This window comes from Actinomadura sp. 9N215 (assembly GCF_044326345.1).
In the GTDB taxonomy this organism is placed as follows: domain Bacteria; phylum Actinomycetota; class Actinomycetes; order Streptosporangiales; family Streptosporangiaceae; genus Spirillospora.
In genome coordinates this window covers 17,455-43,339 of record NZ_JBIRBA010000012.1, presented here as the reverse complement: position 1 = coordinate 43,339, position 25,885 = coordinate 17,455, and the positions used below count along the sequence as shown (strand labels likewise).

Below are 25,885 nucleotides of genomic sequence, written 5' to 3'. Positions count from 1 at the left end.
CGGCCGGATAGCCTTGGGGCATGCCCTCTCCGCACTGGTCCGCCCCGGTCGCCCATGCCCCGGTGGACGCCGTCGTCCCGCTGCCCGGGTCGAAGTCGATGACGAACCGGGCGCTGATCCTGGCCGCGCTCGCCGACGCGCCGTCCCGCATCATCCGGCCGCTGCACAGCCGCGACACCGAGCTGATGGCGGACGCGCTCCGCGCGCTGGGCGTGGGCATCGGCGAGGACTTCGCCGACTGGCAGGTCGTTCCGGGCGAGCTGGCGGGCCCCGCCCGGGTGGACGTGGGCCTCGCCGGGACGGTGATGCGGTTCCTGCCGCCCGTCGCGGCGCTGGCGTCCGGCGAGGTGGCGGTGGACGGCGACCCGCGCGCCAGGGAGCGTCCGATGGGCCCGATCATCACCGCGCTGCGGGCGCTCGGCGCCGTCATCGACGACGGCGGGCGAGGCGCGCTCCCGTTCACCGTCCGCGGGACGGGGGCGGTGAACGGCGGACGGGTCGTGATCGACGCGTCCGGGTCGTCGCAGCTGGTGTCGGGGCTGCTGCTGGCCGCGCCGCGCTTCGAGAAGGGCGTGGAGGTCAGGCACGAGGGCCCGCCGGTGCCGTCGGCGCCGCATCTGGCGATGACCGTCCAGATGCTGCGGGACGCGGGCGCGTCCGTCGAGACGGAGCACGACCTGTGGCGGGTCGCGCCGGGCCCGTTGCGCGGCGGCGAGCGGGTGATCGAGCCGGACCTGTCGAACGCGGCGCAGTTCCTCGGCGCCGCGCTCGTCACCGGCGGCCGCGTCACCGTGCCCGGCTGGCCCGGCGAGACGACCCAGCCCGGCGACGCGCTGCGCGGGCTCCTCGCCCAGATGGGCGCGGGCGTCACCCACGGCCCGGACGGCCTCACCGTGCGCGGCTCCGGCGGCTCCGGCGGCTCCGGCGGCTCCGGCGGCTTCCAGGGCCTGGACGCCGACCTGCACGAGGTCGGCGAGCTGACGCCCGTGCTCGCGGCCCTCGCCGCGCTGGCGGACTCGCCGTCCAGGCTGACGGGCATCGCGCACCTGCGCGGCCACGAGACCGACCGGCTCGCGGCGCTGGTCACCGAGATCAACGGGCTGGGCGGCGACGTCCGGGAGCTCCCGGACGGCCTGGAGATCAACCCGCGTCCGCTGCGCGGCGGCGTGTTCCGCACCTACGACGACCACCGGATGGTGATGGCGGCGGCCATGCTCGGATTGGCCGTTCCCGGCATCGAGGTGGAGAACCCGGGCACCGTGGGCAAGACTCTTCCGAACTTCACCGAGCTGTGGGCGCCGATGGCGGCGCCCGCCTGAGCGCAGGGACCGGACCACTGGCACGACGAACGCAGGACTACGACGAGGACGACGTCCGGGTGCGGCCCGGGCGCCGCGGGTCGCGCCCGCGCACCCGCCGCCGTCCCGCGCACGCGGACGCCTCGTCCGGGTTCGTCACCGCGGTGGACCGGGGCCGGTACCGCTGCCTCGTCGACCCGGGCACCGCCGACGAGCGCGCCGTGACCGCGATGCGCGCCCGCGAGCTGGGCCGCAAGGGCGTCGTCGTCGGCGACCGGGTGGCGCTCGTCGGGGACGTGTCAGGCGACGCCGACACGCTGGCCCGCATCGTCCGGGTCGAGCCGCGGACGTCGTCGCTGCGCCGCACCGCCGACGACACCGACCCGTTCGAGCGGATCGTCGTCGCGAACGCCGACCAGCTCGCGATCGTCACCGCCCTCGCCGACCCGGAGCCCCGCCCCCGGATGATCGACCGGCAGCTCGTCGCCGCGTACGACGCCGGGATGGAGCCGCTGCTCTGCCTCACCAAGGCCGACCTCGCCGACGCCGCCGACCTGGTCGCCGAGTACGCGCCGCTCGGCGTCCCCTACGTGGTGACGCGCCGCGGCGGCGACCTGGACGAGCTGCGCGGCCACCTGTCCGGGCGGACGAGCGTCCTCGTCGGGCATTCGGGCGTCGGCAAGTCGACGCTGGTCAACGCGCTCGTCCCGGACGCGGAACGGGCCGTCAGCGAGGTCAACGCGGTCACCGGACGGGGCCGGCACACGTCGTCGTCGGCGATCGCACTGGAGCTGCCGGGCGGCGACGGCTGGATCATCGACACCCCGGGCGTGCGGAGCTTCGGCCTCGCGCACGTCGAACCCGAGAACGTGATCAACGCGTTCGAGGACCTGGCCGAAGGCGCCGCCGAGCGCTGCCCCCCGCACTGCGACCACCTGCAGGAGAGCTGCGGGCTCGACGGGTGGGTGCGCGACGGCCACGCCAGCCGCGCCCGGCTTGACTCGCTGCGCCGCCTCCTGGCAAGCCGCGAAGGGGACGCCGAGTAGCACCGTAAGCCGGGACTCGTCCCGTCTTGCGTCGGTATCGTCGTCCCCATGGTTCGGACGATCGCAGCGCGCTACGAGCTCGTCGAGATGCTCGGGCGCGGCGGGATGGGCGCCGTGTGGCGGGCCCGCGACCGTACGCTCGGCCGCGAGGTGGCGATCAAGGAGGTGTCGCTGCCGGCGGGGCTGGACGAGGCGCAGGTCGAGCGGACGTACGCGCGGACGTTCCGGGAGGCGCGGTCGGCGGCGCGGCTGGACCATCCCGGCATCGTGACCGTCCACGACGTCGTCGAGGAGGACGGCCGGCCCTGGATCGTGATGCAGCTCGTCCGGGCCGAGAGCCTCGACAAGGTCATCGCGCGGGAGGGGCGGCTGCCGCCGGTCCGGGTCGCCGCGATCGGCGCCGACCTGCTGGACGCGCTGCGCTCCGCGCACGCCGCCGGGGTCGTGCACCGCGACGTCAAACCCGGGAACGTGCTGCTGCCGGCGGCAGAGGCCGTTCCGGGGGGTGCGGGGGGTCGTCCCCCCACAGGGGAACGGGCCGTCCTCACCGACTTCGGCATCGCGACCGTCGCCGGCGACGAGACCCTCACCCAGGCGGGCGCGATCGTCGGGTCGCCCTCCTATCTGGCGCCCGAGCAGGCACGCCATCAGAAGGCGACCCCGGCGTCCGACCTGTGGTCGCTCGGCGCGACGCTGTACGCCGCCGTCGAGGGCCGGCCCCCGTTCAAGCGGCCGGACGTGTGGGGCGTGATGGCCGCCGTCCTGTCCGACGACCCCGACCCGCTTCAGCTCGCCGGGCCCCTCACCCCCGTCCTGCACGGGCTGCTCCGCAAGGACCCCGACCAGCGGATGAGCTATGACGATGTGGGACGGCTGCTCCGCCAGATCGCGCAGGGCGCCGCCCACGTCCCGCCGCCTCCCCCGCCGGTGGCGCCGCACAACGTGACGCTGCCGCCGTCCCCGGCACCGACGACCGGGGCCGGGCCTCCGGGGACGACGTCGCCCACGTTCGGCCCGTCGCGGCCGCGACGCCCGCCCTGGCCGCTGATCATCCCGGCCGGGATCTTCGCGGCCGTGCTGGTCGCCGCCGTCATCACGGTCGTGGTGTTCATCACCGGCGACGACGGAGACACCGGCAACCCGTCCGCGCCTTCGGCAGGATCGAGGGCCGGGGCGACGTCTTCCCCGCCGTCGCAGACGAACGGCGCCCTGCCCTCCGGATACCGCCTGTACCGGGCGGCGGACTTCATCGCGGCGGTCCCGCAGGGCTGGACGAACGAGCCCTCGGGCGACCAAGTGCAGTTCGTAGATCCGGCCAAGGGGGTGACCCTGGGCATGGTGATCGGGCGCATCGCGAACACCGAGTCCGCCGACCCGGGAGACGGTCTCGCCGCCGCGCTGGCCAACATCAAGGCGGACACCCGCCAGTACCCCGGGTTCAAGCAGGAGAGTTTCGACCGCAACGTCCCCTACCAGGGAGGCACGGCCGCCGAAGCCCAGTTCAGCTTCATCAAGAACGACAACCCCAGTCGGACCCGCATCCGGGTGTTCAGGTTCGACGGCGCCATCTATCAGTTCGTCATCTTCGCCGACCAGAAGTACTGGGAAGTGGCCGTCCCGGCCTACACGACGTTCCTCAACACGCTGCGAAGGACCCCCTGAGGCCGATGTCCATGGATAGGCGGGCGGCGCTCAAGAAGGCGGCCATCCTCGGCACTCTGGCCGCGGCCGGATGCTCCGAGGAGAAGCCGTCCGCGGATCTCCCCGCCCGGCCGTCGCGTCCGACCGGCCCCGCCGACTGGAACGCGCTCGAACGCGGCCTGGACGGGACGCTGATCCGCCCGTCCGACGCCGCGTACGCGCAGGCCCGGCGCCTCTTCATCCCGCGCTACGACGGCAGCAGGCCCGCGGGCGTCGCGTATTGCGAGACGCCGCAGGACGTGTCCGAATGCATCGCGTTCGCGACGCTGCGGCGGATGCCGGTCGCGGTGCGCTGCGGCGGCCACAGCTACGCGGGCTGGTCGACGGGCCCGGGTCTGGTCATCGACGTCTCTCCGATGGACACGGTGAAGCTCGACGGCGGCCGGGCGGCGGTGGGCGCCGGGACACGGCTGATCGACCTGTACGCCGGGCTCGCCGAGCACGGCGTGAGCGTCCCGGCCGGGAGCTGCCCGACGGTCGGCGTGGCGGGGCTGACGCTGGGCGGCGGGATCGGCGTGACGTCCCGCGCGTACGGGCTGGCGTGCGACGCCCTGGAGTCGGTCCAGGTCGTCACGGCGGACGGACGCCTCCTGACCTGCGACGCCGACCAGAACAAGGACCTGTTCTGGGCGTGCCGGGGCGGGGGCGGCGGCAACTTCGGCGCCGCGGTCTCGTTCACGTTCCGCACGCACGAGGCCGGTGACGTCACGCCGTTCAGCGTGCGCTGGCCCTGGCCGGATGCGGCCGACGTGATCCGCGGCTGGCAGCGCTGGGCTCCGGCCGCGCCCGACGAGGTCTGGACGGGCCTGCACCTCGACACGCAGCCCGCCCAGGCGACCCCCAGCATCGAGGTCATCGGTGTGGCGCTCGGCGACGCCACCGGCCACATGGACGCGCTGACGGCCGCGACCGGCGCGGACCCGTCGTCGTCCACCGCCCAGACCCGCCCCCACCTGGACGCCATGAAATTCATGGGCGGATGCGCGGGACAGACCGTCGAGCAATGCCACGGACAAGGCACGCTGCCAGGCCAGCACCCCAACGGCGCATTCCCCAGGACGGACTACGCCGGAAAATCCCACATCGCCTACAAGCCCCTGCCCGACGCGGCCATCAACGCCCTGCTCGACCGCTTCGGCAAGGGCAACGGCGTCCAGAACCGGTCCGTCCTGATGGACGCCATGGGCGGCGCGATGGCGCGCATAGGCCCGGGCGACACCGCCTTCCCGCACAGGAAGGCGTTGTTCTGCGTCCAGTACCTGGCACCGGACGACGCCTGGCTGCGCGCCACGCACGCGGCGATGGAGCCGTCCATGGGCGGCGCCGCCTACGTGAACTACCTAGACCCCGACCTCAAGGGCTGGGCGAGCGCCTACTACGGCCCCAACCTGGACCGTCTCAGAAAGACCAAGGCCGCCCACGACCCCGAAAGACTGTTCCACTTCCCCCAGGCGCTCTAGCCGCCACCCGCTCGGGTCAGCCGCCCGACGGTCAGCCGCTCGACGGCTCCTCGAACAGGCTGCGCGCCCTGGCCTCGGCCTCGTTCAGCGCCTTGACGTGCTCGGGCGCGAGTTCCTCCACGCAGCGGGTCATCTCCTCGGTGACCCAGCTGAACGCGCTCTCCTCCGCCCCGCGCAGCGCCGCCCGCACGCTCGCCGAGCGGGCGCCGAGCGCGGCCCATTCCAGCTCAAGCCGCGCGACGGCCTCGTCGAACGCCCGGGCCGTCTCGGCTCCCGCGTCCTTGAGGTCGTCCGGAACCGGCCCCCGCCCCGCCTTGCGGGCGTGGCCGGACAGCGTCGAGATGCGGCTGGCGAGCGTCAGCCCCTCCCGGGCCAGCGGCAGCACGTCGTGGATCAGGTCGGTGACGGCCTTCGCCAGCTCCTCGACGCGGGTCAGCAGCGTCTGCGTCGCGGCCTCCAGGGCCGTGGACGTGCGTTCGGCGACCCGTTCGGCGACGTCCTGCTGCCGCTTGGACAGCACCGGGACGATGTCACGGTCCAGCCTGCGCCGCACCTCGCGCTCCCGCGCGCCGCGCTCGCCGGGCCCGGCCCGTTCCGTGCAGTCGGCCACGACGCGCTCGATGCGCTCCTCCCCGGACGCGGCGATCTCCGCCGTGATCTCCTCCAGGGCCTCGCCGACGCGGGCCTTCAGCCGTTCCACGCGCCCGTAGAGGGCCTCGCGCTTGAACGGGTCGTTGAGCTCGTTGAGCTGTGCCTGCAGCCGCCGTGACACGTCGATCGCGTGCTCGGCCAGCGGGACGAGGCGGTCGGCGAGCTCGTCGAGCGTTTCGGCCCGGCGGGGGTCGGTCAGCTCGGCCACCCAGGTGGGAAGGTCGTGGGCCATGGGGCCATGCTGCCATCACCGGGGCCGCGGCACCGGCCATTCCGGGGGTGTGTGGAGTCGTCCCTCCACAAGAGACGGGCCGGTGACGCCCCCCGCGCGCCTCACCGGGACGACCGAAAAGCCGGATCGGCCGGGTAAGTGTGTCTGGACGGGGCGTGATCAGGGTAGCGTTGCACGCCGTGGCGGGCTATTCCGATGACCTTCGTCTCGCGCATGTGCTGGCGGACGGGGCCGACGACATCACGACCAGGCGTTTCCGTGCCCTCGATCTCGCCATCGAGACCAAGCCGGACCTGACGCCGGTCAGCGACGCCGACCGCAGCGTCGAGGAGCAGATCCGCGGCACGCTGAAGCGGGCCCGCCCGCGCGACGCGGTGCTCGGCGAGGAGTACGGCAGGACCGGGTTCGGGAACCGCTGCTGGATCATCGACCCGATCGACGCGACGAAGAACTTCGTCCGGGGCGTCCCGGTGTGGGCGACGCTGATCGCGCTGATGGAGAACGAGGAGATCGTCGTCGGGGTCGTGTCGGCGCCCGCGCTGCAACGGCGCTGGTGGGCGGCGCGCGGCGGCGGCTCCTGGACGGGCCGCAGCCTGACCCGCGCGACCCGGATGACCGTGTCGTCGGTGACCTCGATGGCGGACGCGTCGCTGTCGTACTCCAGCCTCAGCGGCTGGGAGGAGCAGGGCCGCCTCAGCCGGTTCATCGACCTGACCCGCGAGGTGTGGCGGACGCGGGCGTTCGGCGACTTCTGGTCGCACATGATGGTCGCCGAGGGCGCGATCGACATCTCCACCGAGCCCGAGGTGTCGCTGTGGGACCTCGCCGCGCTCCAGGTCATCGTGGAGGAGGCGGGCGGGATGTTCACCGACCTGTCCGGCGTCCCGGGCCCGGACGGCGGCAGCGTCGTCTGCACGAACGGCAAGCTGCACGCCGAGGTCCTGCGCACCCTCGGCGGGGGCCAGCTCTCCTTGCGCATCTGACCGCCCTCCTCGCCCACCCTCCTTGCGCGGCCGACCCCGCTCCCGGAAGATCTTTGTGGCCATCGGCCGACTCGCGACATATCGTGGAACAGCGGTCGCGGGGCGGTCGTTGTACAAATGGGCGGCCACTGATGGCAGGGGCGGCCAGTTAACGGAGGTACCAGATGTCGACCCGGACAAAGTTCGTGATCGGCGGCGTCGTCGTCGGGTTGCTGACCTTGTGGATCTTTCCGTGGTGGCTGACCGCGCTGATCATCCTCGGGGTGCTCGGGACGCCGGTCGTCGGCTACCTGATGCTCGACCCGTCCCAGCGCAAGCGCGTGCGCTCGCAGGGCCGCAAGCGCCTCGGAAGCTGAACCCGCGGAGCCGAGCCTACGGAGCTGAGCCCGCGGAACTGAGTCTGCGGAACTGAGCCTGCGGGGCTGGGCGCCGCGTCCCCGCTAGGGTGCGGGGGTGGCGGACGTGCAGGTCGGCGTGGTCGGCGCGGGCATCCTCGGGCTGGCGGTAGCGCGCCGCCTGGCGGAGACGCGCCCGGACGTGAAGGTCACCGTCCTCGACAAGGAGGACTGTGTCGCGGCCCATCAGACGGGCCGCAACAGCGGCGTCGCCCACGCGGGCCTCTACTACGCGCCGGGTTCGCTGAAGGCGACCCTGTGCAGGCGCGGCATCGGCCTGCTGAAGGAATATTGCACCGACCGGAACCTCCCCTACACGGAGTGCGGCAAGATCGTCGTGGCGCGCGACGCCGCCGAACTGCCCGCCCTGGACGAGATCGAGCGCCGCGCGACCGCGAACGGAGTGCCGGGCCTGCGGCGGCTGGCGGGCGGCGGGCTGCGCGAGATCGAACCGCACGCCGCCGGGGTCGCCGCGCTGCACTCCCCCACCACCGCGATCGTCGACTTCCCGGCGGTGGCGCGGGCGTTCGCCGACGACGTGGTGAAGGCGGGCGGCGAGGTCAGGCTCGGTTTCGAGGTCGTCCGGCTGGCCCGGCGGGGCGACCGTGTCGCGGTCGCGTCACCAGAGGACGAGCTGACCTTCGACAGGCTGGTGGTGTGCGCGGGCCTGCACTCCGACCGGGTGGCGCGCCTGGCCGGAGACAGTCCGGCACCGGCGATCGTCCCGTTCCGCGGCGAGTACTACCGGCTGGTCCCGTCCCGGACGGATCTCGTCCGCGGGCTGATCTATCCCGTGCCCGACCCGCGTTATCCGTTCCTCGGCGTGCACTTCACGCGCCGCGTGGACGGCGGCGTGGACATCGGCCCGAACGCCGTCCTGGCCCTGGCCAGGGAGGGGTACCGGTGGCGTGACATCCGTCCGGCGGACGTGTGGGAGACCGTCCGGTGGCCCGGTTTCCGCCGCCTGGTCCGCGAGCATTGGCGGACGGGTCTGAAGGAGCTGTACGGGTCGGCGGTGAAGCGCGCGTTCGTCGCCGAGGCGCGGAGCTTCGTGCCCGCCCTGACGGCGGCGGACGTCGTCCCGGCGCCCGCCGGGGTGCGCGCGCAGGCCGTCGACCCCGACGGCTCCCTCGTGGACGACTTCCGCATCGGACGAGTCGGGCTGCCGAGCGGAGCTCGTCCGTTGAATGGTGGTGGGCGGGGGCTGGAGGACGGGCTGCCGAGCGGAGCTGGTCCGTTGAATGGCGGTGGGCGGGGGCTGGAGGACGGGGTGGTGGTGACCGTCCGGAATGCCCCTTCTCCGGCCGCGACGTCGTCCCTGGCGATCGCGGAGCACCTGGTCGCGCGGATCTAGCGGGTCAGTCCCAGAGCTTGCGGTCGTCGCCGTGAGGGTCGCCGACGACCTCGTCGTCCGGTGCGTCGAAGACCTTGACCGCGCGGGCGGATGGGTCGAACCGCGGCCAGCCGGGGTCGCCGCGGACGGCGAAGTCGACCCAGGCGCGGTGCATCCGGTCGGCGAGCTCCTGCGGCGGGTTCGGACCGGCGAGGCCGCCGGGCTCCCCGGTGAGGTTGTCGAACACGAAGCCGAGCTCCAGCGCGTGGCACGCGCCGAAGCCGAGCGTGGGCGACGGCCAGGCGAACTCGTACATCCAGGTCCGGCCGCCGGACGCGGCGTGCCCGGCGGCGGCCCTGTTCGCCGGGACGCGGAACATGCTGTCGGTGAGGATCGTGGCCATCAGCTCACCTGGCGTCAGGCCAGGATGGCGGTCGCGGTAGGCGGCGGGCAGCCCCGCCGGGACGCCCATGCCCGCGGTGACGAGCCCGACAAGCTCCTCCGTGATCTCCGCGGCGAGCCCGGACGGCATCAGGAAGAACCGGAACTCCTCCGCCGTGTAGCCGATGAGCAGGTCGACGTCGCCGCCGGCGCCGTCCGCGATGGCGTCCTCGGGCCTGCGGGGCAGGAGGTCGCCGTCCAGGACCGGGGTCAGCGACATGGCGCCCGCCGCCGTGGTCGCGCCCCACCGGCCCGGGTCGGGCAGCGCGGCGACCTCGGCGGCGACCGCGGACTGGACGGGAATGATCACGGCCGGGTCGAGCGCCGCGAACCCCTCGGCCGTCGGCTCCACGCCGAGGCGCGCGGCCATCTCCTCGGTGACGAGCATGGCGTCGGCCGGGTCCTGCGCGATGGCGCCGGCGCCGCTCTGCGCGATCGCGCGGCCGAAGAGCCCGAGGTCGAGGGAGAGCAGCGTGGTGACGCTCATCCCGCCCGCCGACTCGCCGAACACGGTGACGCGGTCCGGGTCGCCGCCGAAGCCCGCGATGTTGTCGCGGACCCATTCCAGCGCGGCGATCTGGTCGCGCAGCCCCCGGTTCAGCGGCGCGCCGGGCAGATTGGCGAAGCCCTCAACGCCGAGCCGGTAGTTGATCGTCACGCAGACGACGCCGTCGCGGGCGAAGTTGCGGCCGTCGTAGACCGGGATCGCGCCGGACCCGTTGCGGAACGCGCCGCCGTGGATCCACACCATGACCGGCAGGCCCTGGCCGCCGGGCGTCCAGACGTTGAGGTTGAGGCAGTCGTCGCCCGGGATGTCCGGGTCGTGCAGGAGCCTGCTGTAGGGGTGGGGGTAGCCGGGCTTGGGAGCGGTCGGACCGTACTCGTCGGCGTCGCGGACCCCGTCCCAGGGCTCCGGCGGGCGCGGCGGCCGGAAGCGGTTCGGGCCGAACGGCGGCGCCGCGTAGGGGATGCCGAGGAACGCGGTGACGCCGTCCCTGGTCGTGCCGCGGACCTTCCCGTGGGCCGTCTGGACGACCGTCCCCCGCCCCGCCATGGCGCGCCTCCGGTTCTAGAACGAAGTTCGACGCAGTCGAGACTACGGGTCAGGGGCGGGCGGTGCGGATGCGGGTGTCGTAGGCCTTCCGCGCGTCCGGGTCGAAGTCGAGGAAGATCGTGTCGAGGCCGTAGCGGCGCGCGATGGCCTGCCTGAGCCGGTCGGGGAACAGCGTGCCGAGCCTGACCTGCCGCCCGAGCCGCTTCGGGACGACGACCTGCGGCCGCGGCCGGCCGATCAGCTCCACCACGGCGGCGGCGATCTCCTCGGGCTCGCAGTTCCGCTGGCCCCTGGGGCTGCGCGTCCCGGCGATCAGCTCGGTGTTGGTGAACGTCGGCAGGACGGCGCTGACCTGCACGCCCCTGCCCCGCACCTCCAGCCGCGTCGCCTCGGTGAACGCGATGACGGCTGCCTTGCTGGCGTTGTAGAGCGCCAGGCCTGGCGTGTAGGTGACGCCGGCCAGCGACGCCATGTTGATGACGTGCCCCCGCCCGCGCGGCAGCATCCGGTCGAGGGCGAGCTTGGTGCCGAGCATCACGCCGTGCACGTTGATGTCGAGGCAGCGGCGGGCGTCGGCGTCGCTCTCGTCCGTGACCGGCCCGATCGGCATGATCCCGGCGTTGTTGATCACCACGTCGAGCGGCCCGGCGGACTCCTCGGCCGCGTCCAGGAACGCGGCGAACGCGGCGCGGGACGTCACGTCCAAGGGGCGGCCGGTGACGCCGAGCGACTCGGCCGCCTCCGCGACGGCCGCCTCGTCGATGTCGCCGATGACGACGGTCGCGCCCTTGGCCTTCAGCGCGCGGGCGGTGGCGAGGCCGATGCCGCGCGCGGCCCCGGTGATCGCGACGGTCTTGCTCATCGGCTCTGCTCCAGACGGTCGAGGCGGACGGGGAGGCCGTCCTTCGGCGACGGCAGTGACGTGGTGTCCAGGGGCAGCTCGTACCGCGCCGGGACGCTCCAGCGGTACCTCAGCAGCACCTGGTGCAGGATCGACTTCACCTGCATCCCGGCGAAGTACATCCCGATGCACTTGTGCGCGCCGCCGCCGAACGGCGACCACGCGTACTTGTGGACCTTGTCCTCGTGGCGTTCCGCGGAGAACCGCCCGGGGTCGAACGCGTCCGGGTCGGGCCACCAGTCGGCCATGCGGTGGTTGCTGAGCATCGGGACCACGACGGTCGTCCCGGCGGGGACGTGGTGGCCGAGAATGGCGGTGTCCTTGACGACCTTGCGCGGCAGCGCCGGAACGGGCGTGATCATCCGCATGGACTCCTTCATCACCATGTCCATGCCGGTGAGGGCGTCCAGATCGGCGTAGTCGAGCCCGGAGTTGCCGAGGGCGAGCGACTCGTCCCGGAGCCGCTCCTGCCATTCGGGGTGCTTGGCGAGGTAGTACGCCATCGACGTCAGCGTGATGGTCGTCGTGTCGTGCGCCGCCATCAACGCGAAGATCATGTGGTTGACGACGTCCTCGTCGGTGAACCGCTGCCCGTCGTCGGACTCCGCCGCGCAGAGCGCGGCGAACAGGTCGTCGCCGCCGTCGCGGCGCTTGGCGGGGAGGTGCCGGTGGAAGAACTCCTCCAGCGCCTTGCGGGCCTGGAGGCCGCGGCGCCAGCGCAGCCCGGGGACGGGGAAGCGCACGTACGCCGTCCCGGCCCGGACGGCGTCGATGAACGCGCCGTTCACCCGCGCGCGCTCAGCGTCCTCCAGCTCGACGCCCATGAACACGTCCGCGGCGAGGTCGAGCGTGAGCTGCTTGACGTGGTCGTACACCCTGAAGCCGTCGCCCGGCTCCCACGCGTCGAGGCCCTCGACGATGCCGGGCGCCATCGCGGCCATGTAGGCGCGCAGGCGGGGACGGGTGAACGCCTGCTGCATGATGCGCCGGTGGTGGAGATGCTCCTCGAAGTCCAGGAGCATGATGCCGCGGCTGAAGAACGGGCCGATGAAGTAGCTCCACGCTGGGCCGCTCGCGAACGCCTTGTCCCGGTTGACCAGGACGACCTCGGCGCCCTCAGGCCCGTGGACGGTGACCGTCCGCTGCCCGAGCAGCCAGCCCCAGGAGATCCGCCCGTGCGCGGCGTACCGCTTGCGGGCGGTCCCGATCGGGTTCCGCATCACGGCGATGGTGCTTCCGATGTACGGGACGCCGCCCACCCCGGGGACCGCCTTCAGGCCGCTGCCCTCCGGCGGCGGCGCGAGGACCCTCGTCATGACACCTCCGGACGCGCGCGACAGATGATCGGTATCTGTCGCCTTGTTGTAACGCAGCGAGTGAATGTAAGTCCAGACTTACCGCTCATGACTTGTGACTCCCCCGTCAGCAGGCTCCCCCGTCAGCGGGCTCCCCGGTCAGCGGGCTCCCCGGTCAGCGTGCCTCGCGGGCGGGCGGCGCCTTGAGGAGCCGCCGCCTGGCCGCGTCCGTCAACGGACGGTACGCGCCCGCCTTGTCGCGGTAGTAGGCCATGCCCTCACCGGCGGCGGGGATGCCCTCGTCCCGCAGCGGCGCCGTCCGCAGGCGCCGCCCGGCCGTGACGGGGACCTCGTCCACGACCCGGACGACCGCGGGCCGCAGCCCCGGCTCCACCCGCAGAAGCGCCTCCGAGAGGTCCAGCGGTTTCACCTCGGCGGCGCCGCGCAGGCTCACCGCGGCCGCGGTCAGCTCCGTCTCCCCCACCGGGATCCCGTAGACGGCCACGGTGTCGACATAGGGCAGGTCGCCGAGCGCGTCCCGGATGGGGCCTGGCGGGACGATCCCGTCCGCCGTCCTGATCAGCTCGGCCTCCCGCCCGACCAGCCAGAAGTCGCCGTCCGCGTCCCGGCGGAAGAGGTCGCCGGTGATCGTCCAGGCGTCCTCGGGGGCGAAGACGCCGCGGACGCATCGCTCCGCCGTGCCGACCGCGGAGAGCCGCACGCGGGCGAGCAGCATGCCGATCTCGCCGGGCGCGCACTCGACGGCGAGCCCGTCAGGACCCTCGTCCAGGCGCCCGTTCTCCAGGTCGTACCTGGCGAGGCGCACCTCGGCGCTGCCGGGCAGCGGACGTCCCAGCGACCCTGGCTTCTTGCCGCTCAGGTTGACCAGGACGGACTCGCCCTCCGTCGACGCGTAGAACTCCAGCACCCGCGCCGGGGCGAACCGGTCCTCGACGCGCCGCCACAGGCCGCGCGGCATGCCGGACCCGATGAACAGCCGGACGGCGTGGTGCCGCTCCGCCGGGTCCGGCGGCGCCTCCACCAGATCGCGCAGCAGCGTCCACGTGTAGGACGCGACGGTCACCCCGTAGCGGCGAGCCTCGTCCCAGAACGCCTCCGGGTCGATCTCCCTGTGCCCCCCGGGTATCGGATGGGCACTCGCCAACGCGAGCCGTGCACCTCCCGCGACGGCGCCGCCAATGCTCATCAGCAGCGCGGACGGATGCTGGAGCGGCGTGATGCCGTACACGGTGTCGGACGGCGACAGCGCCGCGGACGACGCCGTCCCGAACGCCGACAGCGCCCACCGCCGGTTCGTGATCCGGCTGGCGCGCACCTGCTCCCCGTCACCCCGGAACACCACGAAGGCGAGGTCACCGGCCCGTCCCGGGTTGGCCCGGTACCACCCGGGCACGTCGACCTGCTCAGGATCGATGGTCTCCATGTCCATCAGCGACCCGCGGTCCATCAGCGACCCGCGGTCACCACGCCCGGCCCCGCCCAGCAGATACGCCTCGACGCCGTCCATCCCGTCCACCCGCGCCGCATGCTCCGGATCGGCGATCACCCGGGTCACCTGGCTGAGCCGCATCTCCGCGGCAAGGTCGCCGTCGGGACGCAGCAGCACCGCGACCGCGCCCAGCCGGCTGAGCGCGGCGACGAGCGCGAGCGCGGTGGGCCGGGTGCCCATCAGCACGCCGACCGCGTCGCCGCGCCGCACCCCGATGTGGATCAGCCCGCGGACGACGGCGTCGATGCGCCGCTTGGCGGCGTCATGCGTGTACGGCCGCCCCTTGTAGAGGAAGAACACTTCGCCGGGCATCCGGCGGGCCTGCTCGTCCAGCAGCAGCCCCATGGACATGCGCGTGTCCGACTGGATGCGCTCCAGCCGCGCCAGCCGCGGAAGGTTCTGCGCCGCCTCGCCGCCGAGCTGCCGGCTCCCGTGGATCGCCCGCGACGCCGTCCGGTAGGCCGACCGCGCCGCACTCCCGCCGACACCCATCACGAGCTGGAGCCCGTACCCGGCGGCCCCTCCGGGCAGCCCCGCCGGAGCCGCCTCCTCATCGCCGGTGACAGGCACGACAACGTCGGGCAGCCCGCCCTCGCCCGCGCGCCAGTTCGCCCACGCCGCCACGGCCGGCCAGGTCCGCGCGATCGCCAGGCTCCCGACGACGAGCCCGAAATGCCCGGCGCGCAGGGACGCCTCGTACACCTGGGCGCGCGGCGCCGCCCGCCGGATCCCGCGGACCATCGGCGGCGGCGCGATCTCGTCGACCTCGCCGACGAACGTCAGCACCGGGCAGGTGATGTCGGCGAGCGTGACGAGCCGGTCGCCGATGACGAACCCGCCCGTGAGCATGCGGTTGTGCTGGATGAACTGGCGGACGAACTCCGCCAGCGCGGGCCCGGGCCACGACACCCACCCCTCCCGCTCCAGGAACCGCCGCTGCCGCTCCCGCGGCGCGAGCCGCTCCCGGTCGTGCAGCTGCAGGATGAAGTCGACCCGCGACCGCACCGACTTCACCGGACTCAGAAGCTGGAACCCGAGCCGCGTCACCCACCCAGGCACGGCGAACCCGCCGAGAACCCAGTCGGGAACCCGTCCCACACCCTCGGACGCGAGCCAGCCGGGCAACCCGAACGGGAGCGCCACGCTCGTGTCGGCCGGGCTGCCGAACGTCACGACCGACTCGACGCCCTCGCTCCGCCGGTACGCCGCCGCCTGGTACACGAACATGCCGCCCTGCGAATACCCGGCGAGGTGGACGTCCCGCCCGGTCAGCGCCCGGACCCGGTCGACGGCGTCACTCACCGCCAGCACATGGTCGGTGATCGTCCGCTCCAGCCCGCCCGGCTCCCGCTCCGGCGCCCCGAAGTCGACGACCCACGGATCGACGCCGAGGTCCCGCAGCACCCGCACCGCGCTGACCCGCGACGAGATGTCGTACACCTCCGCGGTGATCATCAGCGGCGGGACGAGCAGCATCACCGGCCCGCCACCGGCGTCCGGGAAGTAGTGCCGGAGCCGGTACACCCGCTGCTCGGTCACCACCTCGCGGGGGGACGCGTCCTCGTCGGTGTCGAACCCGCCGAACCGGGCGACCTCCAAGGCGTTCTGGGCGGTGGACCCGAGGCGGGCCCCCAGGCGGAACAGCGTTTTGGCAACAGCCGGCATCGTCGACCTCTCACAGCGTCAACGACATCGTGTCCTGTTGTCACCGCCTTTAGCAATTCAGCCGATCTTGCCCGGAAACCGGCTCAGGGGACGATGCGCGCCCCGTCCATCTGGCCGGACCGGAGCCGCTCCCACATGTAGCGGCGGCGCGGCTTCCCGCTGGACGTCCGGTGGATCAGCCCCGCGCCCACCACGATCGTGAGCTCCACATCCTCGCCGAGCCTGCGGCGCAGCATCTCGCGGATGCCGCCCGTCCACGCCTCGTCGCGGGTCTCGGCGAACAGCGCGAGACCCTTGCGCCCGGCCCCGGGCACGCTCACCACCACGATCCGCCCCTTCCCGAGCCCGCTCGCCTCGGCGATCTTCGCCTCAAGGTCCTCGACGTACACGGACCGGCCGCGGACCTTGATGCTGTCGCCCATCCGCCCGAGCACGAACAGCTGCCCCGAATAGAAGAATCCAGCGTCCCCGGTGAAGACCTTCCCACCCGAGAACCGCGTCGATTTGCCCTCAGCCCCCGCGTAGTACCCGGGGCACGCGGAAGCGCCCCCCACCACGATCTCTCCGAGCAGCCCCTCGCCCAGCTCCAGCCCGGCATCGTCGACGATCGTCACGGGCACATCGTCCTCCGGCGTACCGCACCCGACGACCCACCCGGCCTTCGCGCCGCGCGACCGCGCCCCGAGCGTGTGCTCCTCCAGGATCCTGACGGGCTCCCCGAACGCCAGCCGCTCCGGATCGGGCCGCACCGCCAGCGGATCACGACGCTCCGCGTCCATCGTGACCAGCAACGTCGTCTCCGCCATCCCGAAGGCGGGCTTGTAGGCGGACCGCGAGAACCCGAAAGGCTCCACGAGCTGCGCGAAGATCTCCAGCGCGTGCGGGTCGATGGGCTCGGCGCCGACGATCGCGGTCCGCCACCCCGACAGGTCGACGCCCTCCAGCTGCTCCGGCTTGACCCGCCGCGCGCAGTAGGAGTACGCGAACGGCGGCGCCGCCGTGTGCGCCGCCTCCCCGAAGCACCGGATCCACCTGGCGGGATCGCGGATGAAGTGGTCGGGCCGCATCAGCTTCAGCGTGGCCTGCCGCGCGATCGGCGTCAGGAAGCACCCGATCAGCCCCATGTCGTGGTACAGCGGCAGCCACGACGCGACCGAGTCGTCGTCGGCGAACCCGGCCGTCCGCGCGATCAGCTCGGTGTTGGCCTCCAGGTTCTCCCAGGTCACCATCACCCCGCGGGGCGCCCCGCTGGACCCGGACGTGAACTGCAGCAGCGCCAGCTCCCCGACCGGCCGCACCGCCGCCTCCCCCGCCTGCCGGGGCTGCCACGGCTCCCCGCTCATCCCCGCCTCGTCCATGGCCCGCCCCGCGTACTCGGTCAGGTCCTTGGACGCGATGACGAGCGCGGGCGCGGCCTGCCGCAGGATCGCCGCGACGTGCGCCACGTAGTCGTCCCCGTCCTGGAACAACGGCGGCGTGATCAGGCAGACGGTGGCCCCCGCAGCCCACACCCCGTAGTAGGTCTCAATGCAGGTGAAATCGGTGGGCAGAACGAGACACACGACATCACCGGGCCGCACGCCCTCCTCGATCAGCGCCCCGGCCGTGCGTCGCGCGCCGGACGCCAGCTCCCCGTAGCCGCGAAACTCCCAGCCGCCATCATCGGCCGCCAGATGGACGCCGCGTCCGGTGTTCGGCTCGTCCAGCCAATCGCGCAGCCCAGATGCCATCCGTATCCCTCTCGCCCGACCCCGCGGTCACCACATTGACTCGCCGGTAACTTCATCAGCACGCCACGCCGGAGTCAATCGCCCAGATCAGCAAAGAGACCGGCCGATCGTTTGGAGACGTCCCACAAGAGGAGGTGCAGCGCCGGGGGCGTGGAGGCCGGCCGCCGGGTGCCGGGGGACAGGGGCGGAGCCCCGGGGGCGGGCGGGTGGGGGATGGCGGAGGCACGGGGGTTCCGGGGGGTCGTCCCCCCGGGAAAAGCGAAGGATCCCCGGGAAGCCGCAAAGCGGCGACCAGGGGATCCCGGATCCGTAGCGGGGGCAGGATTTGAACCTGCGACCTCTGGGTTATGAGACGCGTGCGGCGTTCAAACCGACCCCAGGCGACGCCATTTTCTTTGGGTATTCTCCCAGGTAGAGCACATGATCGCCGTGCTCGTAAATGTCCGCCAGTGCTCATTGGTAGCGCCTTGTCCGCGGACGAATCACGGACGAAGAACTGACCCGGGAGCCCCCCGCCGTGGGATACGCGAAAAAGCGCCGCAACAAAGCCGGCAAGTACCGCTACACCGCTTGCTACACCGACGTCCGCGGACGGCTGCGCTCGGCGGGCACCTTCTCCAACAAGAAGGCCGCCGACCGAGCCTGGCAGGCCGCCGAGACTAAGCTCGCCGAGGGCCGCGTGGGTGACCCCGCCCGTGGCCGCCAGAAGTTCCGCAAGTACGTCGAGAAGACCTGGCTGCCGCACCACCAGATGGAGCACAGCACCCGCGAGGGCTACACCTACTCCATCTACAAGCACGTCATGCCCGAGTTCGGCGATATGCGGATGATCGACATCCTGCCCGAACACGTCCGCGAGTGGATCACCAAGCTCAAGCAGCAGGGCATCACCCCTGCCACGATCCGGCACAACAAGATGATCCTGTCGTCGATCCTGGCCACCGCGCTGGACGATCAGGTCGTCTTCCTCAATGCCTGCCACGGCGTCAAGACCCCGCCGGTACCGCGCAAGCCGTTGCAGATCATCACCCCCGAGCAGTTCGACGACCTGTACCACCACCTGCCCACGGAGGACTTCCGGTTGCTAGCCGAGACCGAGATCGAAAGCGGCCTGCGCTGGGGCGAACTGGCCGAGCTTCGCGTCCGCGACCTCAACGTCCGATTCCGGATCCTGACCGTCAGTCGCACCGTGGTCGAGCTGAACCCCAAGTTCCACCCCAATGGAGAGCGGTTCGAGGTCAAGGACTACCCCAAGGACCACGACTTCCGCCGCTTCAAGCTCAGCACCCAGATCGTCGACAAGCTCTCCCAACACATCACCTCACATGGCCTGAAGTCCGACGACCTGCTGTTCTCCGTCACCGAACGCGCATCAACCAGACCGCAGCTACGCGTCGTACCTGACCGCGACGAACTGGGGTGGACCGAGCCGAACGCCAAGGGCCGCCGCTACAAGCACGGCACCTTGTCGGCTTACAACGCCGCCCCTTGCCGCTGCGAAAACTGCCGAGCCGCCTTCGCCCTCTACCGCGCCAAGCGCCGCACCACGGGCAAGGACCAGCCACGAAAACCCCGCACGCGAGCGACCGACGCCGACGGGCACATCTCCCGCGACTGGTTTCGGCGGCAGATCTGGGTCCCCGCCGTGACCGCCGCCGGGCTGGACTTCAAGCCAACGATGCGGGACATGCGCCACGCGCACGCGTCCTGGCTCTTGGCCGGTGGCGCCGACCTCCAAGTAGTCAAGGAGCGCCTCGGACACGGCTCGATCGCCACCACCGGGCGCTACCTGCACACCCTCCCCGACGCCGACGAGACCGCCCTAGACGCCATGGCCAAGACCCGCAGCCGAGCCGCCCGCTAGCACCGTCCCTCACATGCGTATCGACGAGACAACTGGCATCTGATGACGATCGCGCTCCGACACCAACGACCTGACCACGCCGCCAGCCCAACGGACGAGCACAGCGAGTACGACAACGCCCGCCGCGTTTCAGGCTGGACGCACAATCCCGCAACCAGGCACCGCGTGCCGGTCGGCGACCGGATGATCCGGGTCTCGACGACCACCGTGGTCATCGCGGTCGCGGCCGTGGCCGCCTACGTGTCCTACCGGCACGCGTACGAACTCATCCGTGCCAACGGCGAAGACCACGCGACCGCCGTGGTCATGCCCATCACTGTCGACGGGCTGATCTTCGCCGCCTCCATGACCATGCTGGACGCCACCCGCCGCGGCCACAGAATCCCCAACCTGGCCCGATGGACACTCGGCCTGGGCATCACCGCCAGCGTGCTGGCCAACATCGCCCACGGCATCACACACGGCCCGATCGGTGCCATCATCGCCGGCTGGCCCGCTCTCGCACTCGTCCTCATCTACGAACTACTGATGACACTCATCCGAGGCGGCCACACACCCGGCAACACGCCACCGAACGACCCCATACCCGAGCCGCACCCGCACGTACCCGCCGTACCCGAACCGGAACCCAGCCCACGCATTGGGCACGACCCCGCCACCCATGCGCTGGTGGTTCAGGCACGCGAACTGTTCGCCGACGACATTGCCGCAGGACGCCGGCCGAGCATCCGCGCTCTCCGCCAAGCCCTCCACATCGGACAAGCCAAAGCCCAACAGGTCCAAGCTCACCTCTCAGAACCACCGGCATGACCAGCCCCGTGACGCACCGGCCCTGTCTGGCGCGTCGCCTCCGACGGCGGCCAGGCCCTGAAATCGTTTCGCCATGGCGTAAAACGAAATGGAATGAATGAAATGGATGATGGACTGAGTGGATCGCCGAAGTCACCCACCACACCTACCAGTGCGCCTTCAACTGGCTCCGATACCGACGCGGGAACACCGACCTGCACATTTCCCGGGTGCACCCGCCCCCGCCGACCAGGCAAGCCCGGATCAGGCAACAAACCTCGCTACTGCGACCTGACCGACGCCGACGGCCGCCTCCTTCACACCCCTGCCACGGCGCACAAAGCCCGCCACCTTCCATCCGGCACCACCTCGACCAGCGGTCGCCCAGTCCCTGAGAGGCCATTCACCGACTCGGTCACCACAGCCTCACGGGTTCGAGACCAGGTGCAAGCCCTCGCGACCGCGCTGGCCGACAACCTCGCCGAGTTCCAGACCGCGATGGAACACATCACCAACACCGAAACCGCCGAAGTCGAGATCCAAGCCATCCGCGCCGAGACGACCCAGCAGATTGCGCAGACCCAAGAAGCTCTCGCCCGCCAAACCCAACGCCGCCACCAGGCCGAAGAAGCCGCCGAGAAGGCGCGCGAGGCCGCTACAGAACTCTCCGCCCAGCGCGACGCAGCCCACCAGGCCCGCCAACAAGCCGAGCAGGCCAGCCATAGGGCAGAACAGCGAACCGCCCAAGCCGTACAAGACGCCGACAACGCGATCGCTCAAGCCCGCCAAGGCGAAGCCGAAGCGAAGGCCGAAACCGACAGAGTCCGCGCCGAGGCCGCCGCGCACCTGACCGAACTGCGAAACGTTAACGAGCAGCGCATCACCGAACTGACCACCGCCCTGGAAGAAGCACGCCACCGCGCGCAGCGCGCCGAAGCAGCATGGACGCCCTTGCCTCCGACCAACGGGCCCTCTAGGACCGCGTCCGCGACCTCACAACCCAGCTCACTCAACTCCGCAGCAAGTCAGATCAGCCCACGAGCCCGCCAATTAGCTCAACCAACGAAGAGCATGACAGCGCCTCAGAAGGACGCGAAGCCGCGCCGGCGACTGGGATCGTCCATCCTGTCGATGGCTCAGGCCATTGGAACCAGGCCCAGCATCGTGAGGAATTGTGGCGGCAACGCCCCCATGCGCCCTGCCCGGTCATGGGCGCGTCCGCGCCTACGTCGTTACCGCCCATCCTCCAGCCGGTGATCAGCCCACTGCCAGGCGGCGTCGGCGTGCTCTCTCGCCCACTCCGCGTCATTGGCGGCAAGGTTGAGCTTCCATTTGTCGGCGAAGACTCGGCTGAACAAATCGATGGCTGCCTGGTCGGTGTTCGTCCACACGGGGAATCGGGAGAGCCATGCCTCCGCCTCGACTGGCGTGTGCCCGGCCTTCAGCAGCCAGGGAACGAGCAAAGCCAGCTCCAGGAACGCGGCACCACGGCCAGCGAACGTCCAGTCCACTAGGCAGACCGATCCGTCGTCACCGAGCAGGACGTTGGCGGGGTTCAGATCGGCGTGCAGCAACGTGTCGCCAGCAAGCATGGTGACGTCGGCCATCGCCTCCCAGCGTCGCTCGACGCGCTTGCGTTCGAGCACCGACGGGACCGGGTGAGCCTGGAGGCTGTCGATGACTTTCGTCAAGATGTCCAGGTCCGCCGAACCCGGCGAATAGTCGGCGTGGCGAGCCTGGACGTGCTCGAAGGCCAAGACGAGCCACCCCCCGACCTCCACCGTCCAGTGAAGGCGGGGGGCGTACTCGGTGACGTGGGGATTGATCGCCGCTTCCCAGCGCAGGGATCGGACCTCCGGACCATCGGTGTCCGGCTCGGTCTTGCGGGCGGCCTTGACGAACAACCGCCCACCACCAGCGTGGACGGTCGCGGCAATGTCCGCGTGGTTGCCAGCGGACGAAGGCTCGATCCTGTGGATCGGCCCGGTGTGCGCCGTGATCGCCCCGAGCACCTCAGCCGGCAGGTCGGACCAGTCGCTACGCATTGATCAATCCCCGTGGTCGGATCAGGCCGTGTGCGGAGGCTGCGCGCAGTTCTCCGGGCAGCAGGACTCGCCGTCCATCCACCATTCCAGATCGACGCGGTACCCGGTGGCGCGCATCGCCGCCAGGCCACGCTCGGACGCCTGCCCGGAACGGATGTCCTCGTCCATGATCGGCAGGTGGTGCATGTACCGGCCCGCGACCCGGTCACACACCTCGGCGAAGGTGCGGGTGCGCATCATCGAGCGGTGCCAGACCTTGTCGACGGCGGGCGACGGCGCAAACTTCACCCAGGCGCGCGGGTCGCCGCCGACCTCGGCCATGGTGTCGCCCCACGCCTTGAGAAAGACCAGGAACTGCTCGACGCCCGCCTCGGCGTAAGGACGGGTGACCTTGTCGAAGGCCACCACGTCGTCGACCATGACTTGGAACTGCTCCAGCGTCACTAGGTCGCGCGGGCCCTTGGCGACCGCGGCCGCCCGTTCGGTGGTGATGGTCATCGTGACCTCCAGCGGCGCGCTTAACGTGTGGTGCCCCGCGGCCTGGGTGCGCGCCAGCTAACCCAGGCCGCGGAGTTCAGGGGGCGCCCGTCCACGGCATCGACCGCCGGGACGCCACGCGCAGAGGCTCACGGCGATCAGCTCAGACGGGGGCGGGGAACCAGTTCGTGGTCCATCGCCGTGAGCCCCAAGGTGTCGTTGGAGAGCTACTCCTCGTTCTCCAACTCCTGGATGTTCTGTTCGGCCAGCTCTCGGATGGCCCTGATGGAGGCGGGCAACATGCCGTGCTGCACCATCGCCTGTTCGTAGGCGCCATGGGCGATCTCCAAGGCGGCCTGAACAGAGACGAGGGTTTCGCCCGCGACGACGGCGGTGCTTTCAGGCATAGGGGCGTACCTCCAGAACGGCGAAGACCCACTTGCCTTCGCCGGCGAGCCGCCAGCCGGCGTGGGCAGCCAGCCTCTCCACGATGAAGAGCCCACGTCCGTTCTCGGCGTCGAGCTCTAGAGACTTGCACCGGGGCGAGGCCCGGACGGAGTCCCAGACCTCGACGGTGAGTGTGTTCACGACCTCTTCGCAGATCCGCACCCGGATCCTCTTGTGACGTGCCTGAGCGACCGCGTTCGTCACCAGCTCGGACACCACCAACTCGAAGTCTTCCGCCTGTCTCTCGGAAAGCCCCCACACGACGAGAGCGCGCACCGCCGCACGGCGGGCGATGCCCACTGTGGCCGGTGTCGAGAGGAACTCGTGATCCATCAGGATCTTCCGGGTCTCTTGCGCTGCTGTCGTCATCGGTGACTCCCGAGTCGGTACCGGGCCCCGTCCTGCTGTGCCACGCCAGCCGATGGACCTCGTGTCACACGACACTGACTCGCAGCGAGGGTTCCGCACCAGAAGAGAGGCAAAAGGAGGCAGACAACCTCAGCGGTAGGTATCGGTCGCTGCCTCGATCAGCCTCCCCGCCTCATCCCCAAAGACAGCCGAGCGGTAAAGATCTTCGAACGCAGCCAGATACAGGGAGACCTCACCCGGCACCGTGATGGTGACCAGGGCAGACAGGATCTCTACCTCCACCTTGTTGCCGTCGAACACGGTGAAGTTCTCCAACACCCACTGAGAACGCGGGCGTGAGAAGGGGAGCACTCCCAGCGCCACCGACGGAATGGCGGACGCCGTGATGTTGGCCAGGTGCGAGAGTTGGTTGACCATTACCTGTGGTTCGCCGAAGCGGTAGTACAGCGCTGCCTCTTCCATCAGGAACAAGAACTTGCGACCAGGCCGCCACAGAACACGCTGCCGGTCAATGCGAGCAGCAGCCGCTCCTGGTACGTCGTCGTCGGGCCCGCCTGATCGGCGAGAGATGAGAGTAAGCAACTCAGTGACGTAATCCCGAGTCTGGAGGAGGCCAGGCACGACCTGAGAACAGTACGTCCAGTCGGTAGAGGCCCCCTCGTACAGGGCAAGGCGGCTCTCCTGGAGCCTCCTCAGGCCGCCTTTACCCCGCTGGAGCCGCTTCCAGGTCGCATAGGCGGAGTCCGCGGACTGCAGAGCCGCTATGAGGTCTTCGCACTGGTCCTCGGCGTCACAGATGCGACACCAAGCCCTGATATCGGCGACGGTTGGCGCTCGCTGAGCGTGCTCGATCTTGCCGACCTTCCACCTGTCCCATCCGGCGGCTTCGGCAAGGTACTTGGTCTTAATCCCGGAGTTCAGGCGGATCTCGCGCAGGCGGTCGGCGAGGGCCTGCCGAGCCGCTTGAACGGCCGGGTACTGAGGTGAAGGCACGGTGTCAGTGTCGAATCGGCTAATGCGGGCGGTAGTCCTTATGCGGAATCGCTCGCTTCCATGCTGCCTCGAAAGCGCTACCGCACTGCTCCGCCACAGCCGGATCGTCGGTCAACTCCGCGCCCATGTAGTCCCCGACGCCGGAGAAGTAGCCGAATCGGACGAGACGATCGTCCAACACCCAATAGTCATTGGCGGGCAGGCACAGGCCGCCAGCCTGCCGACGAGGCAGCCAACGGACCTGCTCGCCAGCCGCCTCATTGAGCGCGCCGGCCCCGTCGTACTCGAATCGGGTGAACGGGGCCAGAGGCTCAGAGACGACCCGGACACGACGCATAGTGACGCCGCGTCCCACCGCAGTCCGCACGATCTCGGCCCACTCGTGCTCATGCTCAGCGATGTCGGCAGAGGTCACGTGACCGTCCAGCCAGCACAGGAACAGCGGGTCATCGGGCGTGTAGGCGTCCCTCAGTTCGAGGTGAACCGCCGTCCGTCGCACCATCGCGAACAGTGCAGCGAAGTCCTCTGCGTCGAGATCGTCAGGTCTCGGCGTCGTCACGTAGCGCCTCCAAGATGGTCTCCCGCATCCAGGCCGGGAACCTCACCAGGCTCTCGTGAGGTGCGAGAGGACTGTTCTTCTCGGCCTCGGCGAGCACCTGCGGAGCGGCCTCGGTCCAGCCCTGGAAGAGGATGTCGCCGGTGTCCTCATCGAGGTGGACAGCCAGGCAGTTTCCGCCCTGCGTGTCCGGGTCGATCGCCAGCAACCGTAGCGCCATGACGGCCTCCGTCATCGATGGTGAGGCGAAGAGAGGCACCTCACCTACAAGGCTCTCCTGCCCAAGCGACTCTGGTCAAGGGGTCCCGCAACGGGCTAACGTCCGCGCATGGACACCGCAAGGACGTCGAAGAGCGTGCTGTGGAGAACGTCGACCTACACCAGGGAAGGCAACTGCGTCCAGATAGCCACACTCGAAGCTGGAGCCATCGGCATCCGAGACTCCAAAGACCCAGACGGCCCGCGCCTACCCCTGACCCACACGGCGCTGGCGACTCTCCTCACCCAGATCAAGACCGGCGTACTCGACCTCTAACCCTGGCGCCCAACCCCCGGCCGGCGACATACGTAAGGCTGGAAAGGACAAAACAAGGCCCTGGGAAAAGAGTTGGATCTGGATGCGGGTGCGGAGCGTCGCTGGATTTAAGTGT

The 25,885-nt window shown here is 70.9% G+C and carries 24 protein-coding genes; 10 read left to right on the top strand and 14 right to left on the bottom strand.

Annotated features, from left to right (window positions below):
* The first annotated feature begins 20 nt into the window (after window positions 1-20).
* The 4 genes from aroA to ACH34T_RS20780 are packed head-to-tail and all read left to right on the top strand — an operon-like array spanning window position 21 to window position 5,505.
* A complete protein-coding gene (aroA, locus tag ACH34T_RS20795) occupies window positions 21-1,319 on the top strand; it encodes a 3-phosphoshikimate 1-carboxyvinyltransferase (protein WP_395993837.1) in 1,299 nt (432 codons plus the stop codon).
* A gap of 17 nt (window positions 1,320-1,336) precedes the next feature.
* Complete coding sequence (gene rsgA / locus ACH34T_RS20790) at window positions 1,337-2,344, top strand: ribosome small subunit-dependent GTPase A (RefSeq protein ID WP_395994036.1); 1,008 nt, start codon at window positions 1,337-1,339, stop codon at window positions 2,342-2,344.
* 48 nt (window positions 2,345-2,392) lie between these two features.
* A complete protein-coding gene (locus ACH34T_RS20785; protein ID WP_395993836.1) occupies window positions 2,393-4,006 on the top strand; it encodes a serine/threonine-protein kinase in 1,614 nt (537 codons plus the stop codon).
* A gap of 5 nt (window positions 4,007-4,011) precedes the next feature.
* Entirely contained in the window at window positions 4,012-5,505 is a 1,494-nt protein-coding gene (locus tag ACH34T_RS20780; protein WP_395993835.1) for an FAD-binding oxidoreductase, read from the top strand.
* A 31-nt stretch (window positions 5,506-5,536) separates the two neighbouring features.
* On the opposite strand, the gene ACH34T_RS20775 is transcribed toward ACH34T_RS20780, so the two are convergent.
* Window positions 5,537-6,388 (bottom strand): hypothetical protein, encoded by an 852-nt coding sequence (locus tag ACH34T_RS20775; RefSeq protein ID WP_395993834.1) that lies wholly within the window; start codon window positions 6,386-6,388, stop codon window positions 5,537-5,539.
* 179 nt (window positions 6,389-6,567) lie between these two features.
* On the opposite strand from ACH34T_RS20775, the gene hisN reads away from it, so the two are divergent.
* The 3 genes from hisN (at window position 6,568) to lhgO (ending at window position 9,120) form a co-directional block, all read left to right on the top strand.
* Window positions 6,568-7,371, top strand: a complete 804-nt coding sequence (gene hisN, locus ACH34T_RS20770; protein ID WP_395993833.1) for a histidinol-phosphatase — start codon at window positions 6,568-6,570, stop codon at window positions 7,369-7,371.
* A 164-nt stretch (window positions 7,372-7,535) separates the two neighbouring features.
* A complete protein-coding gene (locus ACH34T_RS20765; protein WP_395993832.1) occupies window positions 7,536-7,727 on the top strand; it encodes a hypothetical protein in 192 nt (63 codons plus the stop codon).
* 97 nt (window positions 7,728-7,824) lie between these two features.
* Window positions 7,825-9,120 carry an L-2-hydroxyglutarate oxidase gene (gene lhgO / locus ACH34T_RS20760; RefSeq protein WP_395993831.1) on the top strand — a complete coding sequence of 432 codons (1,296 nt, stop codon included), beginning with the start codon at window positions 7,825-7,827 and terminating at the stop codon, window positions 9,118-9,120.
* 4 nt (window positions 9,121-9,124) lie between these two features.
* Here the strand turns inward: lhgO and ACH34T_RS20755 are convergent, their stop codons facing one another.
* The 5 genes from ACH34T_RS20755 to ACH34T_RS20735 form a co-directional block, all read right to left on the bottom strand.
* Entirely contained in the window at window positions 9,125-10,594 is a 1,470-nt protein-coding gene (locus ACH34T_RS20755) for a carboxylesterase/lipase family protein (RefSeq protein ID WP_395993830.1), read from the bottom strand.
* Window positions 10,595-10,643: 49 nt separating this feature from the next.
* A complete protein-coding gene (locus tag ACH34T_RS20750; RefSeq protein ID WP_395993829.1) occupies window positions 10,644-11,456 on the bottom strand; it encodes an SDR family oxidoreductase in 813 nt (270 codons plus the stop codon).
* Complete coding sequence (locus ACH34T_RS20745) at window positions 11,453-12,811, bottom strand: cytochrome P450 (RefSeq protein WP_395993828.1); 1,359 nt, start codon at window positions 12,809-12,811, stop codon at window positions 11,453-11,455. Before ACH34T_RS20745 ends, ACH34T_RS20750 begins: the two co-directional genes overlap by 4 nt.
* Window positions 12,812-12,965: 154 nt before the next feature.
* The gene (locus tag ACH34T_RS20740; RefSeq protein ID WP_395993827.1) at window positions 12,966-15,965 is read right to left on the bottom strand and encodes an AMP-binding protein; all 3,000 of its coding nucleotides are present in this window, start codon (window positions 15,963-15,965) and stop codon (window positions 12,966-12,968) included.
* Window positions 15,966-16,048: 83 nt separating this feature from the next.
* Window positions 16,049-17,695: an AMP-binding protein gene (locus ACH34T_RS20735; RefSeq protein ID WP_395993826.1), complete on the bottom strand. Its 1,647-nt coding sequence runs from the start codon at window positions 17,693-17,695 to the stop codon at window positions 16,049-16,051.
* 517 nt (window positions 17,696-18,212) lie between these two features.
* Between ACH34T_RS20735 and ACH34T_RS20730 the strand changes: the two genes are divergently transcribed.
* Window positions 18,213-19,559, top strand: coding sequence for a tyrosine-type recombinase/integrase (locus ACH34T_RS20730; protein WP_395993825.1), 1,347 nt, complete (start codon window positions 18,213-18,215; stop codon window positions 19,557-19,559).
* 42 nt (window positions 19,560-19,601) lie between these two features.
* On the top strand, window positions 19,602-20,369 hold the full coding sequence (locus tag ACH34T_RS20725; RefSeq protein ID WP_395993824.1) for a DUF2637 domain-containing protein: 768 nt from the start codon (window positions 19,602-19,604) through the stop codon (window positions 20,367-20,369).
* A 405-nt stretch (window positions 20,370-20,774) separates the two neighbouring features.
* Here the strand turns inward: ACH34T_RS20725 and ACH34T_RS20720 are convergent, their stop codons facing one another.
* The 8 genes from ACH34T_RS20720 to ACH34T_RS20685 form a co-directional block, all read right to left on the bottom strand.
* The gene (locus tag ACH34T_RS20720; RefSeq protein ID WP_395993823.1) at window positions 20,775-21,266 is read right to left on the bottom strand and encodes a hypothetical protein; all 492 of its coding nucleotides are present in this window, start codon (window positions 21,264-21,266) and stop codon (window positions 20,775-20,777) included.
* A gap of 314 nt (window positions 21,267-21,580) precedes the next feature.
* Complete coding sequence (locus ACH34T_RS20715; RefSeq protein WP_395993822.1) at window positions 21,581-22,393, bottom strand: phosphotransferase family protein; 813 nt, start codon at window positions 22,391-22,393, stop codon at window positions 21,581-21,583.
* 21 nt (window positions 22,394-22,414) lie between these two features.
* Window positions 22,415-22,891 (bottom strand): hypothetical protein, encoded by a 477-nt coding sequence (locus tag ACH34T_RS20710; protein WP_395993821.1) that lies wholly within the window; start codon window positions 22,889-22,891, stop codon window positions 22,415-22,417.
* Between the two features lie 206 nt (window positions 22,892-23,097).
* On the bottom strand, window positions 23,098-23,277 hold the full coding sequence (locus ACH34T_RS20705) for a hypothetical protein (protein WP_395993820.1): 180 nt from the start codon (window positions 23,275-23,277) through the stop codon (window positions 23,098-23,100).
* A complete protein-coding gene (locus tag ACH34T_RS20700) occupies window positions 23,270-23,686 on the bottom strand; it encodes an ATP-binding protein (protein ID WP_395993819.1) in 417 nt (138 codons plus the stop codon). Before ACH34T_RS20700 ends, ACH34T_RS20705 begins: the two co-directional genes overlap by 8 nt.
* A gap of 129 nt (window positions 23,687-23,815) precedes the next feature.
* Window positions 23,816-24,679 carry a helix-turn-helix domain-containing protein gene (locus ACH34T_RS20695; protein ID WP_395993818.1) on the bottom strand — a complete coding sequence of 288 codons (864 nt, stop codon included), beginning with the start codon at window positions 24,677-24,679 and terminating at the stop codon, window positions 23,816-23,818.
* Window positions 24,680-24,698: 19 nt separating this feature from the next.
* On the bottom strand, window positions 24,699-25,238 hold the full coding sequence (locus ACH34T_RS20690) for a DUF6879 family protein (protein WP_395993817.1): 540 nt from the start codon (window positions 25,236-25,238) through the stop codon (window positions 24,699-24,701).
* Window positions 25,219-25,455, bottom strand: coding sequence for a hypothetical protein (locus tag ACH34T_RS20685; RefSeq protein WP_395993816.1), 237 nt, complete (start codon window positions 25,453-25,455; stop codon window positions 25,219-25,221). The genes ACH34T_RS20690 and ACH34T_RS20685 overlap by 20 nt, the downstream gene beginning before the upstream one ends.
* Window positions 25,456-25,563: 108 nt before the next feature.
* Between ACH34T_RS20685 and ACH34T_RS20680 the strand changes: the two genes are divergently transcribed.
* Window positions 25,564-25,770: a DUF397 domain-containing protein gene (locus ACH34T_RS20680; protein WP_395993815.1), complete on the top strand. Its 207-nt coding sequence runs from the start codon at window positions 25,564-25,566 to the stop codon at window positions 25,768-25,770.
* The last annotated feature ends 115 nt before the right edge of the window (window positions 25,771-25,885 follow it).